The sequence below is a fragment of the Aurantiacibacter xanthus genome (assembly GCF_003584015.1).
In the GTDB taxonomy this organism is placed as follows: Bacteria; Pseudomonadota; Alphaproteobacteria; order Sphingomonadales; family Sphingomonadaceae; genus Alteraurantiacibacter; species Alteraurantiacibacter xanthus.
The window spans coordinates 53,290-71,554 of the sequence record NZ_QXFM01000138.1 but is presented as its reverse complement, the minus strand read 5'-3'; the positions used below and the strand labels follow the sequence as shown (position 1 = coordinate 71,554).

The 18,265-nt window shown below is 65.6% G+C and carries 10 protein-coding genes; 6 read left to right on the top strand and 4 right to left on the bottom strand.

The window, feature by feature from the left end; all coding sequences use genetic code 11:
* Nucleotides 1-127 precede the first annotated feature (127 nt).
* Entirely contained in the window at nt 128-3,088 is a 2,961-nt protein-coding gene (locus D2V17_RS17620) for a TonB-dependent receptor plug domain-containing protein (RefSeq protein ID WP_191229267.1), read from the bottom strand.
* A gap of 458 nt (nt 3,089-3,546) precedes the next feature.
* On the opposite strand from D2V17_RS17620, the gene D2V17_RS17615 reads away from it, so the two are divergent.
* Both D2V17_RS17615 and D2V17_RS17610 read left to right on the top strand, forming a co-directional pair.
* Nucleotides 3,547-4,290 (top strand): hypothetical protein, encoded by a 744-nt coding sequence (locus D2V17_RS17615; protein ID WP_119594382.1) that lies wholly within the window; start codon nt 3,547-3,549, stop codon nt 4,288-4,290.
* Between the two features lie 22 nt (nt 4,291-4,312).
* Nucleotides 4,313-4,696, top strand: coding sequence for a DUF6152 family protein (locus D2V17_RS17610; protein ID WP_119594380.1), 384 nt, complete (start codon nt 4,313-4,315; stop codon nt 4,694-4,696).
* Nucleotides 4,697-4,720: 24 nt separating this feature from the next.
* Here the strand turns inward: D2V17_RS17610 and D2V17_RS17605 are convergent, their stop codons facing one another.
* A complete protein-coding gene (locus D2V17_RS17605) occupies nt 4,721-6,343 on the bottom strand; it encodes a mechanosensitive ion channel family protein (protein ID WP_119594414.1) in 1,623 nt (540 codons plus the stop codon).
* 10 nt (nt 6,344-6,353) lie between these two features.
* Nucleotides 6,354-7,589: a patatin-like phospholipase family protein gene (locus D2V17_RS17600; RefSeq protein WP_191229266.1), complete on the bottom strand. Its 1,236-nt coding sequence runs from the start codon at nt 7,587-7,589 to the stop codon at nt 6,354-6,356.
* A 481-nt stretch (nt 7,590-8,070) separates the two neighbouring features.
* Here D2V17_RS17600 and D2V17_RS17595 point away from each other — a divergent pair, with 481 nt between their 5' ends.
* Nucleotides 8,071-10,452 (top strand): TonB-dependent receptor, encoded by a 2,382-nt coding sequence (locus tag D2V17_RS17595; protein WP_245978783.1) that lies wholly within the window; start codon nt 8,071-8,073, stop codon nt 10,450-10,452.
* A 76-nt stretch (nt 10,453-10,528) separates the two neighbouring features.
* On the opposite strand, the gene D2V17_RS17590 is transcribed toward D2V17_RS17595, so the two are convergent.
* Entirely contained in the window at nt 10,529-11,773 is a 1,245-nt protein-coding gene (locus D2V17_RS17590; protein ID WP_119594376.1) for an MFS transporter, read from the bottom strand.
* Between the two features lie 202 nt (nt 11,774-11,975).
* Here D2V17_RS17590 and D2V17_RS17585 point away from each other — a divergent pair, with 202 nt between their 5' ends.
* The 3 genes from D2V17_RS17585 to D2V17_RS17575 all read left to right on the top strand — a co-directional run bounded on the left by D2V17_RS17585 (nt 11,976) and on the right by D2V17_RS17575 (nt 18,218).
* The gene (locus D2V17_RS17585) at nt 11,976-14,339 is read left to right on the top strand and encodes a TonB-dependent receptor (RefSeq protein ID WP_119594374.1); all 2,364 of its coding nucleotides are present in this window, start codon (nt 11,976-11,978) and stop codon (nt 14,337-14,339) included.
* 26 nt (nt 14,340-14,365) lie between these two features.
* A complete protein-coding gene (locus D2V17_RS17580) occupies nt 14,366-16,021 on the top strand; it encodes an alkaline phosphatase D family protein (protein ID WP_119594372.1) in 1,656 nt (551 codons plus the stop codon).
* 148 nt (nt 16,022-16,169) lie between these two features.
* Nucleotides 16,170-18,218 (top strand): S46 family peptidase, encoded by a 2,049-nt coding sequence (locus D2V17_RS17575; RefSeq protein WP_119594370.1) that lies wholly within the window; start codon nt 16,170-16,172, stop codon nt 18,216-18,218.
* The last annotated feature ends 47 nt before the right edge of the window (nt 18,219-18,265 follow it).

The window sequence follows — 18,265 nt, the reverse complement described above, 5'->3', positions numbered from 1 at the left end:
CGCTACATCAGACTTGTGAGGCCCCGATATTCGCAAATGCCTGAGGGTGCAAACCGCCGAACCGACGCCAGCACATCTCCTTGCGGAGCGGCTGGCGTCGTGCACCGGGGAGGTCGGTGCAACCGGATCAGAACCGGGCGCGGGCCCCGAAGGTGAAATAGCGCCCGATGGTATCGAAATAGACCGGGTTGGTCGGGAACTGGAACTCCGGCACGATCGGCGGATCCTTGTCGAGCAGGTTGTTGATCCGCGCGAACAGTTGCAGCCCTTCGCCATTCTCCCAGTTGGAGCCGAGGTTGAAGGTGCCGAACAGGTTCAGATAGAGTCGGCTCGGCACCGAGTTGTCGGAGATCGAGTTGGGCTTGGTCGGATCGTAGCCGGCCTGTCCGGGCCCGGTGTAAAGCGCGTCGACCACCCCGCTGGCGATGTAGCGCCCCTGCAAGGTCGCTGAAAAGCGCGGGTTGACCAGCGTGACGAAGGTGTTGGCCGTCCAGTCGGCTGAGGCATTGCCCGCCGACCCGCCGGTCTGGCCCGAGCGGTCGATCAACTGGCCGAACGAGAGCGTGGAAAGTTCGTCGACATAGGTGGCGAGCGCGCGCAGGATCAGCTGGTTGCTGCCGCCGAGGTCGGCGCGATATTCGGCCTCGAAATCGAACCCCTTGGTGTGCAGCTCCTCAAGATTGAGCGACACGTTGCGGATCTCGGTCAGCGCGTCGCCGGTGGCGATGGTGCCGTCGTTGATCAGCGCGCAGGCCGCCTCGCGCCCGCCGAAGCACTCGTTGACGATGTTCTGCGCGCCGCCGGGCGGGCTCGATATGTAGTCCTTCACCGTGATGTCGAAATAGTCGACCGACAGCCGCAGGCCGCTCAATGCACCGCCGGGACTGAGGATCGCGCCCGCGCCCCAGGTATCGGCCTTTTCCGGGTTCAGGAACGGGCTGCCGCCGTTGCGCAGCGAGGGGTTGTTGCCCGCGCCGCCCTGAAACGGGTTGGAGATCGTGCTGAAGGCGCTGGCCGAGGACAGGAACAGCTCGGCAAAGTTGGGCGCGCGGATATCGCGCGAGCGGCTGAGGCGGAAACGCAGCCAGTCGGTCGGCTCCCAGTTGGCGCTCAGCTTCCAGGCGGTGGCGTCGAAGGAGTTCGAGACATTGGTGCGCAGGTAGCTGCCGAAGCCGGTGATCTTGTAATGCGTCTGCCGGATGGCGGCGTTGAAGGTGAGCGCCTTGGCCATCGTAACATCGGCCAGCAGCGGCACCTCGATCTCGCCGAAGCCTTCGAGCACCTCGGTCTTGCCGTCGTAGTCGGCGCCGAAGTTCTGGAAATAGGCATAGAGGTTGGAGAGGTCGTCATGCTCAACGTCGATCTTGTCGATCCGGTATTCGGCCCCGAAGGCGAGGCCGACGCTGCCGCCGGGAGCTTCGAACAGGTTGCCGCTGACACTGGCCGCCAGCACGTGCTGTTGCAGGCGGATATCCTCGATCAGGTCGCCGTAGATATAGTCCTTGGCGGCGGGGTCGTAATTGTTCTCGCCGAACAGGTTGAGCGGCACGCACCCTTGCGCGGCGGCCCTGAGCGCAGGATCGTTGCTGAGCAGGGCGCGGCAGGTCGGCTGACCGGTTGCCGGATCGACCACCGCATCGGCGGCGAAGTAGAAGAAGGCGTTCGATTGGGCGATGGTGGCCGGATCGGTGACGGGGAACACCGCCGCGCCGACCACGAGATTGTCCTGCACCACCTGAAGCCGGTCGGTCCGGCTGTACTGGTAGTAGCCGTCCCAGCTCCACCCGCCGCCGAACTCGCCGTCGAGCCCGGCGGTGATGCGGTAGGTGTCGGCATCGGAGGTGCTGTAGCCGCGCGCGAGGTCGTTAAACAGGCGGGCCATGGTGAAGGCGGCGCTGGCGTTGCTCGGGCGCGTTAGCGAGGCCGGGCCGGTCGGCTGGGCTGGGTTGGCGAAATTGTTGCGGATGGCGGCGGGGATGAACGGGTTGTCCGCGAAGATCGGGATCGCGGTGTTGAAGAACGAGGTCTGCAACAGCTGCCCGTCGACATGGCCATAGGTGCCGTCGATGAAGGCGGTGAGCCCCTCGGCCAGTTCATAGTCGAAGTGGGCGTTCACCGAGTAGCGCTCGACCGGCACGGTGATGTTGGCGTCGATATAGGCGGGTACGATATCGCCGCCGACCTGAAACAGCGCGAAGCTCGGGCTGCCGACGTTGAAGGCCGTTGGGTTGCCGTTGCCATCGAAGGTGATGCCGCCGGTGCCGAACAGGTTTGCATAAGGCCCGCGCGTCACCACGCCGCCGCTGTTGAAGTTGAGCCCGGCGTTATCGTTGCTGCGCACGTAGTTGGGCTGGCCGTTGCCGCCCGCATAACCGAGGTTGGTGACGACCGCTCCGGGCGTACACCAGTCGCGCTCGAAGCAGTTGCCGATGCCTTCCTGCTTCGACCATTCGCCGCCGATCACGAAATGGCCGCGGTCGCCCACGCGGGTGCCGAAGGCGGCGGCGGCGTGATAGCGCTCGCCATCACCCCGCTCGGATACGCCGATGTCGGCTTCCAGCTTCAGCCCTTCGAGGCTTTCGTTGAGGATCACGTTGACCACGCCGGTGATCGCATCCGAACCATAGGCCGCCGATGCGCCGCCCGAGACGATTTCGGTCCGCTCGATCAGGATCGAGGGCACGAAGTTGAGGTCGACCGAGCCCTCGCGCGTGGTGGGCGCAAAGCGGCGGCCGTTGACCAGCACGAGGTTGCGCGTGACGCCAAGCCCGCGCAGGTTCACGATCCGCGCGCCGACGTTGAAGCTGCCGAAGCCCTGTGTCTGCGGCCCGGTGGTGTCGCGGAACGAGGGGAGTTCGGTGATCGCCTCGGCGATGTTGGTGACGCCCCGGCGTTGCAGGTCGTCCGCGCCCAGCGTGGTGACGGGGGCGGGGCTGTCGAAGGTGCCGCGCGCGATGCGCGAGCCGGTGACGACGATGGTGCTGTCCTGCTCGCGGTCTCGCTCCTGCGCGAGGGCGGGGGTGGCGGCGCAGGTGGCGCTGGCGGCCAGCAGCGCAGCGCGGAATCTGAGTGCAGTTCGGCTTGTCATCAGTGTTCCCTCCCAGACCGGCGCCGCAAGGCTCGGCGGAGGACACAGATGCGCAAGCCGCAGGTTTGCCCCTCGCTGGCCAAGCGCAACCTTATGTCGGGCCCAAAGCCCGTCTCCCCCGTTTTTGACACCTGCAAGCGCCATTTTTCTCAAGGACTTCGGTCCCCGCCATGGTCATCCAATTTGATTCAATCAATGTCAAGACCGGATCGGTATAGGGTGCATATCGGACGGAGATGGCTGAAACTTGCTGGAGCGCGCAATAATTGATGATATTCTCTCGTTTGAGACGTTCAATTTGTGAGCTGCACTCGTACTTGGATGCCTTATCGGCAATCATGAGATTGACTGGATCAACTTCGTGAATTAGCGATAGTCCATGTGTCCAGCCTGATCCGGGGCTGGGCCAGACAGCGGACGAGGGTGCGGAGTTGCGGTTTTTCAAAGCCTTGAGTGTTATGGCTCTGTCGGCGAGCGCGCTCGCCAGCACGGCTTCGGCCCAGAATGCGGGGGAGCCGAGCCGCGAGTCGGTCTATGCCGCGATTGCGCGCCTGCCTGCCTTCGAGGGCGTGTGGCAGCCCGACTGGTCGGCCATCACCCGGCTGCGCGCCGCCGAGGGAGCCGCCCCGCTGACCGAGCAGGCGCGCGCCGCGATCGATGCCTTCAACGCCGCCAAGGCGAACGGCGAAAACCTCCAGACCGAGGGTGCCAACTGTCGACCCACCGGGATGCCGGGGGTGATGCGCTATCCCTATCCGATCGAGTTCATCTATTCGCCCGGCAAGGTGAACATCGTGATCGAGACGCACAGCCAGCTGCGCCAGATCTTCACCGACGGGCGCGAGCTTCCGGCTGAGCCCGACTATCTGTTCAACGGCAATTCGGTCGGCCACTGGGAGGGCGAGGTGCTGGTGGTCGACACCGTGGCCTTTTCGCCGCTGATTTCGCTGATGTCCGGCCTGCATCCCACGCCGCAGACCGTGATGCACGAGCGCATCTATCTCGAAAACCCGGAGAAACTGGTGGTCGAGACCACGATCACCGATCCGGCGTTGTTCACCGAGCCCTTTACCACCTCCGTCTCCTACCGGCTCGAGCCCGATTGGGATCTGCGCGAATACATTTGCCAGGAAAACAATCGCGACGCGGCCGACGAAGACGGGCGCCCCAGCATGAACCTCGGGTTCGATGAACTCGATTAACCGATCAGGTCCAGGAGCCAGTATGAAACTGCCAGCTATCGCACTTGCCACTGCCGGGCTTCTCGCTCTCGGCACCACCACATCCTCGGCGCATCACTCCACCGCGATGTTCGAATGGGGCAGCGCGGTCCCGCTCAGGGATGCGACCGTCACGCGCTGGGAATGGACCAATCCGCACACCTTCCTTTATGTCACCGCGAAGGACAGCAGCGGGCAGACCAAGCGCTGGGCGTTCGAGGGGATGAGCCCCAATCACCTCAGCCGCGCCGGGTGGTCGCGCACCACCTTGCGGCCGGGCGAGAAGATCGACCTCACCTATTACCCGCTGCGCGATGGTCGCAATGGCGGCTTCAACGTTACCGTGACCTTCGCCGACGGGCGCACGCTCAACCAGCTCGAATTCTGATCCGCAGCATCCGGCGATGCCGGACTAGGCGCGCGCGGTGTCGGGTTGGCCCGCTGCACCGGGCGCATTGTGCAGATGGATCGTCTGGGTCGGAAAGGCGAACGAAAAGCCGCCGCGCTCCAGCTCGTCCATGATCGCGAGCAGCAGCTCTTCGCGCACCTCCAGACTATCGGGGTAGGTCGGGGCGGCGATATAGGCGTAGATCTCGATGTTGAGCGAACTGGCCCCCAGGTCGACGAAGCGGACCCGCGCATCTTCCTCGAACACCCGCTCGTTGTCGTCCACCACCTTGCGTACCAGCCGGAGGGCCTCGCGCATTCCGGCGGCGTCGGTGTCGTAGGTCAGCCCGATGCGCGGATTGAACAGGAAGCGGTCGCGGCGGCTGTAGTTCTCGATCCGCTCCGAGGCGAAGTCGCTGTTGGGAATGGTGACATGCGTGCGCTCGGTGGTGCGGAGCTTGGTCGAGCGGATGCCGATGTCCGTCACGGTGCCCAGAGTGTCGCCCACCCGGCAATAGTCGCCCACCTCGACCGGGCGGTCGGCGATCACGGTGATGCAACCGACCAGATTTTCGACCGTTTTCTGCGCGCCCAGCGCCAGAGCAAGGCCGCCCACGCCGAGCGCCGCGACACCGGTGGTCACATCGAAGCCGAGCGTGTCGAAGATGGCGAGCAAGGCGAGCGCGACGGCGGCGATCTTGCAGGTGCGGCGGATCAGTACCACCAACGATGCGCCCTGTCGCCGTGCGGTGCGCTCCATCCGGTTGCTGGCCGTGCGCGCAACAGCGTCGATCAGGCGCAGCGCGAACCAGGCCAGCGCGATCCAGCCGGCGATCCCGATATAGCGCAGGATCGCCTGCCGCGCGACGATCGAGGCTTCGATGCCCTGCGTCCAGAACTGGAAGGTGATGACCGCCAGCAGCAGGCTGGCCGGGGGCAGGGCTGCCTCAATGAAATTCAGCACGAATTTCGACTGCGCTTCGGCGAAGGCGCGCCGCACCAGCCACAGCACCCCGGCGGTGGCCAGCCAGTAGAACAGGAAGCTGCCCCCGGCCGCACCCAGCAGCTTGAGCCAGTCGGGCAGGGGAGCGCCCGCCACCTGCACACCCTGATCGCTGGCGGGCTGTTCGTCGGCGGGGGCGATGGTCAGATGGTCGAGCGTTTCCTGCGACACCCGCCAGACAGGCGGAGTGTCCATGGCATCGCTGCGCACCAGCAGAATGGGCGTTTGCTCGTCATCGCCCAGTGCGCCGACCCGCTCCTGATCCGGGGGCAGCTGATCGTCGCGCTTGCCAAGCGGATCGTTCGACAGCAGCAGGTAGGAGAGCAGTTCGCCGCCGCCGTCGAGGCTCGCTTTCAGCGCGCGGGCGAGCTGCGCGTCCTGCTCGCGAAATTTGTCCGGGTCGACGTTTTCGAAATAGGCTGAGGCCCCGGCATAATCCTGTCGTCCCAGCGCATTGAGCAGGCCAGTGACCGTTCCGCGCGGCGTTTCGCGTCCGAGCGGATCGGTGGCAGGCGCGGGCGTCGCGGTTGCTTCGGCGGGACTTTCGGTTTGCGCGGCGGCCGTGCTTGTCAGCGCGCAGGCCACGGCCAGCGCGAGCACGACAAGCGCCAGCTCCAGGCGTTCGATCAGTGCGCGATTGGGCATGGTCAGGCCATCACCAACCGGATTCGGGCGACGCTGGATCGGCCTCGTGCGCCCCGGCATCGAGGCGCGGGGTAAAGGCTGGCGGGCGATCCTGCCACAGGCCCTCCCGGCCACGGGCAAGGCCATAGGCGTAGAGCCCGCGCATGAAGTCCTGGTCGAAGAGTTCGTGCTCTCCATCGTCGTAGTCCTGTCCGATATAAGTCAGGCGATAGGCCGCACCGACGCCTTTCGCCCAGACATAGGCGGAATTCACCCGGTCTTGCAGGCCCGAAAAGAGCATCACGTCAATCGCGCGCGCCGCAATATCGGGAAGCGAGCCATCGATCATGTCGAATTCGCCCGCCATCTTGCCGTTTACCAGCAGATAAAGCTCGCTCGGCGGCGTGTCGGGATCGTTGGGCCCGTTGGCGGGCGATGGTGCGGCGAGCAGGGTAGCGATGGTGCCGCCATCGACGTGCAGCTCGCTGATCGCGTGGCCGTCGACCTGCGTTTCGATCAGCACCGGCGGGAAGGCGACCGGCACCGAACTGCTGGCGAGCATGATCCGGCGGAACAGGTCATAGCGGCCCGGCGCGGTGCTGGCGGCGATCGCGCCCATGTCCCAGATCGCGTTGCCGGGCCGGTCAAGATTGACGGTGCCGACGAACAGCCGCCGTCCGAGGCGATGCTGCTCGGCGACCGCGTCGATCACGGCATCGGTGGCAAAGCGGGCGATCAGCCGTTCGAGCGGGCGGGTGGTCGCCGCGCTTGACGAGAACGGGATCGCGAGCGGGAAGCGCGGCTGGTAGATATCGTCGGGGGTGATGCCGGTATAGGCGGCGGTGAGGTCGTCGTCGTAGCCGGGGCCGAGCAGCGCAAAGGGGGCGATCAGCGCGCCGGTGCTCACCCCGGTAACAATGGAGAACTCCGGCCGCGTGCCGGACTGGGTCCAGCCGTTGAGAAAGCCCGCGCCATAGGCCCCCTTGTCGCCGCCGCCCGACAAGGCGAGCAGGCGCAGCGGCTCGCCCGCAGGCGGGGCGGGCAGGGCCATCTGTTCGAGCAGGTCTGGCGCGTCGGCCCAATAGCGCACGCGCGGCATGTCGGCGGGTTGTGCGGCCTCCACCTGCAAGCCTGTGAAGGTCTCGCGCTGGATACTGGCGCAGCCGCCGAGCAGCGCCAGCGAGGCGACCAGAAACATGACAAGAGGGCGGCGCAGCCGGGCATGCGCGGCACCTTTGCCAGCCATCGCCTCCGCTTGCCTCGTCATCGGTGCCTCCATTGCCGCTCTCATAGCGCAAATTCCCAAGCGGCAATGCCTCTCCTCGATCCAGCCACCTCATGGCGGGCCGCACCGAGAGTACATCAGGGCGATGAGGAGGTGAAACGGGCAGGCCGTGAATGACGATTGCCTTTTGCCGCGAATAACCCTAACGGGCGTTACGGTAAAACGTTTGTAACGATCGTTAGGAAGCGGGAGGTCCTCGTCAAGAGCCTCCGCTTCGAGGAGAGGATGCTCAAGCTGTGGCGCTGGCCCGCCATCACCGCAGCCAGGTTTCCCGACATGTTGCGCCGCCCTTCCACGATCATGCGGGGAAGCGATCGGAGCATCGGGTCGCCGAGGCCTCGGGCATGACAGGTGTCTCTCTCCTTCATCGATCAGAAAACCAGGCCTCTGGCCGAAAATGCACGCCGAATGGCGCTGCATGTTCGGTCCGCTGGCTGACAAAATGGACAGAGGAGAAGCTAGCGTGCTGAAATCCAAGACCCGTCTTAACGCCATTCTGGCCGGTGCCTCGGTGATGGCGCTGGGCACTGCCTTGCCCGCCCATGCGCAGGACAACGCGGCTGCATCCGCGCGGGAAGCCAACAATACGATCGTCGTTACGGCCCAGTTCCGTGAGCAGAACGTGCAGGATACGCCGATTGCGATCACCGCGATGACCGGGCAGATGCTCGAAGCGCGCGGGCAGACCAGCGTGGCCGATCTCGGCGACTTTGCGCCCAACGTCGCGCTCGAACCGGCCACCGGCCTGCAGGGCAACTCGATTGCCGCCTTCATCCGCGGCGTCGGCCAGGCCGACAGCAGCTTCGCGCTCGAGCCGGGCGTGGGCATCTACATCGACGACATCTACTACGGCACCACCTTTGGCGCGGTGATGGACCTCACCGATCTGGAGCGCGTCGAAGTGCTGCGCGGCCCGCAGGGCACGCTGGCCGGCAAGAACTCGGTTGGCGGCGCGGTGAAGCTGTACACCGCCAAGCCCGATGGCACCGGTGGCGGCTTCGTCGAGGCGACCTATGGCAGCTATGACCGGCTCGATCTGCGCGCCAGCGCCAACTTTGCGATCTCGGACGAGCTGTTCGCACGCGTTTCGGTCGTTTCCAAGTCGGCTGACGGCTATTTCAAGCGGCTGGACTACGGCTGCGTCAATCCGGGCGAGGGCTTCCCCGCCACCGGCGATGGCGGTTCGGACTGTGTCCTCGGCACCGAAGGCGGCCGCGATTTGCAGGCGGTGCGGCTGGCGCTGCGCTATGCCCCGGTCGATGCGCCGTTCGAAGTGACGCTGCGCGCCGACTATGCCAACGACAAGTCGGAAATCGCGCCGACCAAGCTGCTCTATGCCAACAATCCGAATGTGCGCAGCTATGTCGAGGGCGATCCGGCGGCGGGTATTCCGTTCGATAGCCGGTTCCTGACCGCGCCCGACAGCTACACCAGCTATGCCACCTATTCGAACGGCGGCAACTACACGACCCCGTTCGGCATCGACCGGCAGGTTGCGCCGGGCAGCTTCTCGGTCAATCCGCAGGGCTCGGTCGAAAGCTGGGGCGTGTCGGGCCATGTCGATATCGACCTTGCCGACAATCTCGTGCTGACCTCGATCACCGGCTACCGCAAGGCCGAGGGCACCAGCGGCATCGATGTCGATGGCTCGCAGCTCGCAATCCTGTTGCAGCAGTTCAACTACAGCCACGAGCAGTTTACGCAGGAACTGCGCCTGTCGGGCCAGTTTGCTGACGGCATGGTCGATGCAACTGTCGGCGGGTTCTACTACGATGCGAACGACATCCTCACCGGTCGCAACCAGATCCCGACGCTGCTGTTCGACTTCCTCTCCGACGATCTGGTGACCAACCGCTCGGCCTCGGCCTTCGGCCATGTCGAAGTGCATGTGACCGACAATATCAACCTGATCGGCGGGCTGCGCTACACCAACGACAAGAAGGTCTACAACTACAGCCGCCTGAACGTCGACGGCTCGGTGCCGAGCGGCGTTCCGCTCACCCCGAACTTCCTGCTGGCGGGCCTCAACGGCGAAAGCGGCACCTTCAAGGGCGACCGGGTCGACTACCGCCTTGGCTTCAACGTGACGCCGATTGACGACCTGATGCTCTATGCGCAGGTCTCGACCGGCTTCAAGGGCGGCGGCATCAACCCGCGTCCCTCGGCGCCCGATCAGGTGCTGACCTTCGGTCCGGAGAAGCTGACCACCTACGAAGCGGGCTTCAAGTCGCAGCTGGTTGACGGGCGCGTGCGCCTCAACGGTGCGGTGTTCCTGAACGACTACACCGACATCCAGCTGGTGCGCTACAACTGCCCGGACAGCGTCGTGCTGTCGTGCTCGGTGCCGTCGAATGCGGGCGATGCCGAGGTGCTGGGCTTCGAGCTCGAAACCTTCCTCGAACCGGTCGACAACTTCACCATCGACGGCTCGCTCGGCTATCTCGATTTCGACTACAAGGAGATCAAGAACGCCTCGACGCAGGTGACGCTCGGCATGGTCGCGCCGTTCATCAGCAAGTGGCAGCTTTCGGCTGGCGCGCAGTACCGCGCCGAACTGCCGGGCGGTGCCTCGATCACGCCGCGCGTGGACTGGAGCTACCGTTCGGACTTCTGGTACAACTCGATCAACAACGATTATAACAAGATCGACGGCTACAACCTCGTCAATGGCCGCATCACCTTCGAGAGCGCCGATGGCAACTGGTCGCTGAGCGGCGCGGTCACCAACATCTTCGACAAGTTCTACTACACGGGCAAGTCGGAGAACGTGGCCAGCTTCGGGGTCGTGACTGGCAATCCGGGCCGTCCGCGTGAGTGGTCGGTGACCCTGCGTCGCAACTTCTGATCCTTAGGCATTCCGAAAAGGGCCGGGCCAGCGCATCTGCTGACCCGGCCCTTTTTGTATGCCCTGATGCAGTGCCCTAGCTGTCGCCGTTCTGATCGGTGGTTGCGCTCGGCTCGCTTTCGAGCACGGCGGCCGCGGTGCTGGTGCGCGGCAGACCGACGAAGGCCTGCTGTTCCTCGGCCGGCACCGGCAAGGCGATTATCGTGCGCCACAGTCCGAACAGCGCGGCAAGCAGCGCCACGCTGCCGATCGCCGCGAACAGTCCGCCCGGTCCGGCCATCGCCATCGCAAACGAACCGAGCAAGGGGCCGACCACCGCGCCCGCCGAATAGACCAGCACCAGCCCGCTGCTCGCGCCGACGCGTTCGCCTTCGCTCAGGTGATCGTTGGCGTGGGCCACGCACAGCGGATAGAGCGCAAAGGCAAAGCCGCCGAACAATGCCCCCGGCACGAACACCGCCAGCGGGCCGTCGGCCAGCACCAGCGCGGCACAGACTGCCGCAGTCGCCAGCATCGTGCCGACGATCACGCGCCGCCGGTCGAACCGGTCGGACAGGATGCCGAGCGGATATTGCAGCACGACCCCGCCCGCGATCACGATTGAGGTGAAGGCCGCGACCAGCGCCAGCGGCAGGCCGAGCCGCTGCGCGAACACCGCGCCAAGGCCGTAGAACGCGCCCATCATCAGCCCGGTCGAAAGCACCCCGACGATCCCCAGCGGCGAGGCGGCGTAGAGGCGGCGCAGCGAAAAGGGGGCGATATCCTCCATCACCGGCTGCGCGATCCGCGTCAGCACCACGGGCAGCAGCGTCAGCGACAGCAGAATGGCCGAGATCATGAAGGGCAGCGAGGGTGCGTTGTCCTGCAGGTTGAGCAGGAACTGCCCGAGCGCCTGCCCCAGATAGAGCGCGATCATATAGGCCGCGAGGATGGCGCTGCGGTTGTCTGGCCGGGCCACGCGGTTGAGCCAGCTTTCAAGGCATACGAACACGCCGCTCATCACGAACCCGTCGATGAAGCGCAGCACGATCCAGATCGGCCAATAGTCCGTAAGCGCGTAGGTGAGGCTGCTGGCCGAATAGATCGATACGAAGGCGGCAAAGGCGCGGATATGCCCGACCCGCACGATCAGCGGCGTCACCCGCAGCGCGCCGAACATCAGTCCGGCAAAATAGGAGGTGGCGACAAGGCCGATGACCAGTGCGCCGACGCCCGCCTCTTCGAGGCGGATCGCGATCAGAGTCGCGAGAAAACCGCTGCCTGCCATCAGCATGAAGATGGCCACGAGCAGAGCGCGCACGGAAAGGAGCGAGGCGAACATGGCCCGCACATAGGAGCGCCAGCCAAGGCAAGCTAGCCCATGCACGCGGCGGGGGCTTTTCAATCAGGGCAGGGCGCCTTCGCCGCGTTGTAGCGGTTGGGCAACAATATTACGGGGTCACGCAATCGTCATCAAGTTGCCGCGAACCCGTCATTCATCATGAATAGGCGCGCTCCGGTTCAACCAACACGGGAATCGCACAATGACCATTCGCTCGTCGCTCAAACTCACGCTGCTGGCAGGCACCACGCTTGCCGCCATCCCTGCCCATGCGGAGGAGTCTGAGGGCATCGGCAACAGCATCGTTGTCACCGCACAGAAATTCGAACAGCGCGTGGAAGACGTTCCGATCACCGTCACCGCCACTTCGGGCGAGCGGATGGAACAGCTGGGCGTGTCGGACCTCGACGAGCTTTCGAACTACGTCCCCGGCCTCAACATTCAGGAGCAGAGCGCCAACAACCCCGGCATCGTGATCCGCGGGATCACCTCGGACTCGGGCTCGGCGCAGCAGGGGCCGCGCGTCACGCTCTATTACAATGGTGTCGACATCTCGCGTTCGCGCGGGTCGTACCAGGCGGTCTACGACCTTGACCGGGTCGAGGTGATCAAGGGGCCGCAGGCAACCTTGTTCGGCACGGCCTCGGCGGTGGGCGCGATCAGCCTTGTCTCGGCCAAGCCGCAGCCGGGCGTTTCGGCCGAGCTGACGGGCGGCCTTGGCAACTTCGACTACCGGCTGCTGCGCGGTCACCTCAACGCGGGCAACGACGTGCTCGCGGGCCGTGTGGCCTTCGAGTGGAAGACCCGCGACGGCTATGTGAAGAACCTTGCCGCCTCGCAGGACGATGATCTTTACGCGCTCGACAACCTTGGCCTGCGCGGCTCGCTGCGCTTCACCCCCGGCGATGATCTCACCATCGATCTGATCGGCACCTTCGACCGGCAGCGCAACGGCGGCACGCCGTTCATTTCCGGCAACTTCCCCACCGCCGCCGGTGCCGCCAACCCCTTCGGAGATGCGCAGCTCGGCGGATCGCCGCTGTCGGGCAGCGTGCTCGGCAAGGACAAGCTCGGCCTCGACCGCGAAGTCTATGACGCGAACCTCACCGCCGAGTGGCAGTTCGCCGACAACTGGACCTTCACCACGGTCAACGGCTACCGCGAGTTCGACAGCCTCGAAACCTTCGACGCCGACGGGTCGGCGGCCTGGTTCCTCGAATTCGCCGAAGACGCTTCGGGCTGGCAGTTCAGCCATGAGGGCCGGTTCGCCTACGAGGGCATGAACCTGCGCGGATCGTTCGGGTGGAACTACTTTACCGAGGATGGCCGCCAGTCGGTTCCGTTCTCGGGTGAGGAAGGCACGTTCCTTCAGTGCCTCGCCAATATCGCTGCTGCTGCCGGGCTCAACCTGCCGTGCACGGCCACCGATGGCTCGGTGCCGGCCTCCCAGCTGACCGGCCTTCTGACCGGCGGCGCGGTCACGCAGCTGCCCTATCAGTCGCGGTTCGAGAACCAGGGCCAGAACGACAGCTATTCGGTCTTCGCCGATGTTACGTGGATTCCCACCGATGCGCTCGAACTGACTGCGGGCCTGCGCTATCTCTGGGAAGACCGCCAGTCGGGCTATTTCGCCAGCGTCCCGGTGCCGGTGCTGCCGGGTCTGCTGCCCGCCGATATGCGGGCGGCGCTGCTGGCGGCGATGCCGAGCCTCGCCTTCTCGCTGGTCCCCGGACAGGTCGACACCGCCGGTCAGACCTATTCCGCCGATGACAGCTTCGATGCCTGGTTGCCGCGTTTCAATGCGCTGTACCGGGTCAGCCCGGACGTGAACCTCTATGCCACCGTTTCGAAGGGCCGCCGCTCGCCGGTGGTGCAGCTTGCCGCCACGCGCAACGCCGCGCTCGTGTCCGTTCCGCGGTTGCAGATCGTGCCCGAGGAAACGGTGTGGAACTACGAAGGCGGCGTGAAGGTCGCGACCGGCGCGGTGCAGGGCTCGCTCGGGGTCTACTACCAGACCTATTCGGGCTTCCAGGTCAGCAAGCGTCAGGATGACGGTTCGACCCGCACCGAAAGCGCGGGCAATGCCAAGAACCTGGGCGTCGAGGCCGAGCTGTTCGTGCAGGCAACCGACGCGGTCAGCCTGTTCATCAACGGTGCCTATGCCGATGCCAAGATCGATGAGGATAATACGCTTGCGCCTGCCTACTCGGGCGCGCGCTTCCGCCTCCAGCCGAAGTTCCAGATGGCGGCGGGATTCACCGTTGATACCATGATCGCCAACGATGTGCGCTTCTTTGCCACACCGAGCGTGACCCACCGCAGCACGATCTTCTTCGAGCTGCCCAACTCGGCGAAGATTTCGCAGGGTCCGGTCACGCTGCTAAACCTGCGCGCCGGTTTCGCCTTCGCCGACGACATGATCGAGGTGGCGGGCTTCATGCGCAACATGAGCAACGAGGACTATCTGCTCGATGCGGGCAACACCGGCGGGGCCTTCGGCTTTCCGACCTTCATCCCCGCCGAGCCGCGTTTCTACGGCATTGAACTCACTGCGCGCCTGCGCTGATTGTGACCAGGGAAAGGAAACGTCCGATGCAAATCAATCGTCGTGGACTTCTGGCCCTGATGGGCGCGGGCGGGACGATGGGGGCGGCGAGCGTTACGCTCGCCCAACCCGCGCCCGCCGCCATCACCTTCGCTCATGGCGTGGCCAGCGGCGACCCCGCCGCCGATGGGGCCGTCATCTGGACCCGCGCCACGGCTGACGAGGGCTTTGGCGGAGATATTGTCCTCAGCTGGTATGTCTCTGCCAGTGCCGACGGCTCGCCCGTGGTCGAAGGCGACGTGACCGCGCGCGCCAGCGCCGATCACACCGCCAAGGTCGAAGTGGCCGGGCTTCAGCCGGGCAGGGACTATTACTACTGGTTCACCGCCGCCGACGGCACCCGTTCGCCGACGGGCCGGTTCCGCACCTTGCCGGTCGGCGCGACCGACGAGGTGGTCTATGCCGTGGCCTCGTGCCAGCTGTGGGCGGGCGGCTTCTTCAACGCCTATGCCGACATGGCCGCGCTCGACCGGCTCGACGCGGTGATCCACCTCGGCGACTATATCTACGAATATGGCGCCGATGGCTATGGCGCCGAGGTGGGCAAGGCCATCGGTCGTCTGCCCGATCCGCCGCACGAGATCGTGACGCTCGCCGACTATCGCCGCCGCCATGCGCAGGTGAAGACCGATCCGGCGATGCAGGCCGCGCACGCCCGCGCTGCTTTCATTTGCGTGTGGGACGATCACGAAACCGCCAACGACAGCTGGGTCGGCGGGGCCGAGAACCACCAGAGCGACGAGGGCGACTGGGCCGCGCGCAAGGCTGTTGCCATGCAGGCCTATTTCGAGTGGATGCCGATCCGCGATCCCAATCCGGTGCGGGCGCGCGAGGCGATCTTCCGCGCCTTCGAGTTCGGCGATCTGGCCACGCTGGCGATGGTCGAGACCCGGCTGCTGGCGCGCAGCAAGCAGGTGATGCCCAAGGGCGATGCGCCGCCCGCCGAAGCGCTGGCAGCGCTGTTCGCCGATCTGGGCGACGAGAGCCGCGAGATGCTCGGCAAGGATCAGAGCGACTGGCTCGAAGGCGTGCTTTCGCAGTCGGTGCAGGCGGGCAAGCCGTGGCAGGTGCTGGGCAATCAGGTGGTGATGGCGAAGGTCGCCGGGCCCGATCTGGAGGCCGAGCTGGGGCCGGACGCCTATCAGCAGACGCTCGCCGCCATGCCCGAGTTCTATCGCCAGCGGATCGCCACCTCGATGCAGGCGTTCCGCGCCGGGGTGCCGTTCAACCTCGATGGCTGGGACGGCTATCCCTATGCACGCGAACGGCTCTATGCGCTGTTCGAGCGTGCCGGGTCGCGGCCGCTGGTGCTGGCGGGCGACAGCCACGCCGCCTGGACCAACAACCTGCACGATAACGGCGGGCGTCTGGCTGCCGTCGAGATCGGCTGCACCGCGATCACCAGCCCGTCATACGGCTCGCTGCTGCCGGGGCTGGGCAAGTACCTCGCCGCGCGCAACGAAGAGGTCGTGTTCTGCGATCAGGACCGCAAGGGCTATGCGCTGGTGCGCCTGACGCCCGAGCGGGCCGTGGCCGAGCATGTCGTCGTATCGACCGTCACCCAGCCGGAGTTCGAGCGCTCTGTGGCAGCAACCTTCGTCGCCGATGCCGGCGCTGAAGGCGGGCCCTTCCGCCCGGCCTGAGCCTGACCGTAACGCGAGGCACGCGCGGGGTCTGGAAACAGGCTCCGCGCGACCGGCTTGCGGCGGGAATTTGGTAACTGCTGGAACCGGATTGCCTTGGGGGCTTCAATGCGGCAAAGTCGCCGCAAGGGTTTCTCAAGGATATATCATGACCAGACACGTTCTCGCAGCCGGTGTCGCTCTGGCTGCTTTCGCCGTTTCCGCCGCTCCTGCTCAGGCGGAAGAGGGCATGTGGACCTTCGACAACTTCCCGGCGGAAAAGCTGGCGGCGGACTATGGCTGGTCGCCCGATGCCGTCTGGCTCGAACGCACGCAGCTTTCGGCAGTGCGGCTTACCGGCGGCTGCTCGGCCAGCTTCGTTTCGGGCGAAGGGCTGATCCTCACCAACCACCACTGCGTGGCCAGCTGCCTGTTCGACAACTCGACCGGCGATAACGATCTGCTCAAGAACGGCTTTATCGCGGACCGCCGCGAGGACGAGAAGGCCTGCCCCGGCCAGCAGGCCGAGGTGGTGATGTCGATCACCGACGTGACTGACACCGTGAAGAGCGCTTTCGCCGGGCTCGAAGGCGAGGCGCTGACCCGCGCGCGCGACGCCGCCATTGCCAAAATCGAGGACGAAGGCTGCACCGACCGCGACACCATGCGCTGTCAGGTCGTGACCCTGTTCGGCGGCGGGCAGTACAAGCTCTATACCTACCGCAAATATTCTGACGTGCGCCTTGTCTGGGCCCCGGAAGACCGCGCGGCGACCTTCGGCGGCGATCCCGACAACTTCAACTTCCCGCGCTACTCGCTCGATGGCAGCTTCCTGCGCGCCTACGAGAACGGCAAGCCGGTAACGCCCGAGGCGCACCTCACCTGGAACCCGCGCGCGCCCAGGGAAGGCGAACTGACCTTCGTGGTCGGCAACCCCGGCTCGACCGCTCGCCTGTGGACCGAAAGCCAGCGCGCCTTCGAGCGCGAACTGCGCCTGCCGGTGACGCTCGCCACCATGTCGGAGCTGCGCGGCCGCCTGATCTCGGCGATGGAGGTCAGCGAGGAGCGTGAGCGCGAAGGTCTCGACATGCTCAACGGCATCGAGAATTCGCTCAAGGTCTATATCGGCCGCACCAATGCGCTGAACGATCCTGCCTTCACCGACAAGCTGGCCGCAGCCGAGGCCGAACTGCGCGAACTGAGCGCGGGCAATGCCGCCATCGGCGATCCGTGGGCCGAGGTCGATACGGCGGTGCAGGCTTACCGCGCGCTCTATCTGCCCTATCGCTTCATCGAGCCTACGGGCGATCTCTATGGCTATGCCCACTCGCTGGTGATGGCGGCGCAGGAACGCGCGAAGCCCAACGGCGAACGTCTGCCCGGCTATACCGACAGCGCCCTACCGCTGCTCGAAAAGCGCATCACCGACGAACGCCCGGTCTATCCGTGGCTCGACCAGCTCGCGATGAGCTGGAGCCTCTCGAAGGCGCGCGAATATCTCGGTGTCGACGATGCCGATTCGCAGCTGCTGCTGGGCAAGGAAAGCCCCGAGCAGCTGTCGCAGCGGCTGGTGACGGGCACGCGCCTGGCTGACCCGGCCTATCGCCGGCAGCTGTGGGAAGGTGGCCTTGCCGCCATCGAGGCCTCGGACGATCCGATGATCCGCTATGCGCTCGGCCTCGTGCCGCGTCAGCGCGAGCTGCAGCAGCAGGTCGACGAGGTCTATGCCGGGCCGCTCGCGGCGGCGGGGGCAGAGCTGGCCGATGCCCGCTTCGCCGCCTATGGCGACAGCCTCTATCCCGATGCCACCTTCACCCTGCGCATTTCCTACGGTCAGGTGAAGGGCTGGGTCGAGCGCGGCAACGAAGTGCCGATTGCCACCACGCTGGGCGGCACCTTCGAGCGCGCGACGGGCAACGCGCCGTTCGATGTTGCACCCGCCTTTGCCGCCAACCGCGATGCCATCGACCCGACCGTGGCCTACGATTTCGTCACCACCAACGACATCATCGGCGGCAACTCGGGCAGCCCGGTGATCGACCGTGACGGCGGCGTGATCGGCGCGGCCTTCGACGGCAACATCCACTCGCTGGGCGGCAACTATGGCTACGACGGTACGCTGAACCGCACCGTGGTGGTCTCCACCGCGGCGATTCAGGAAGCGCTGGAGACGATCTATCCGGCCCCGGCGCTGGTGGCGGAACTGGCCGCTCGCTGATCCATGCTGAGCGCGGCGGCGGGCTTGCCTGAGCCCGCCGCCCGATC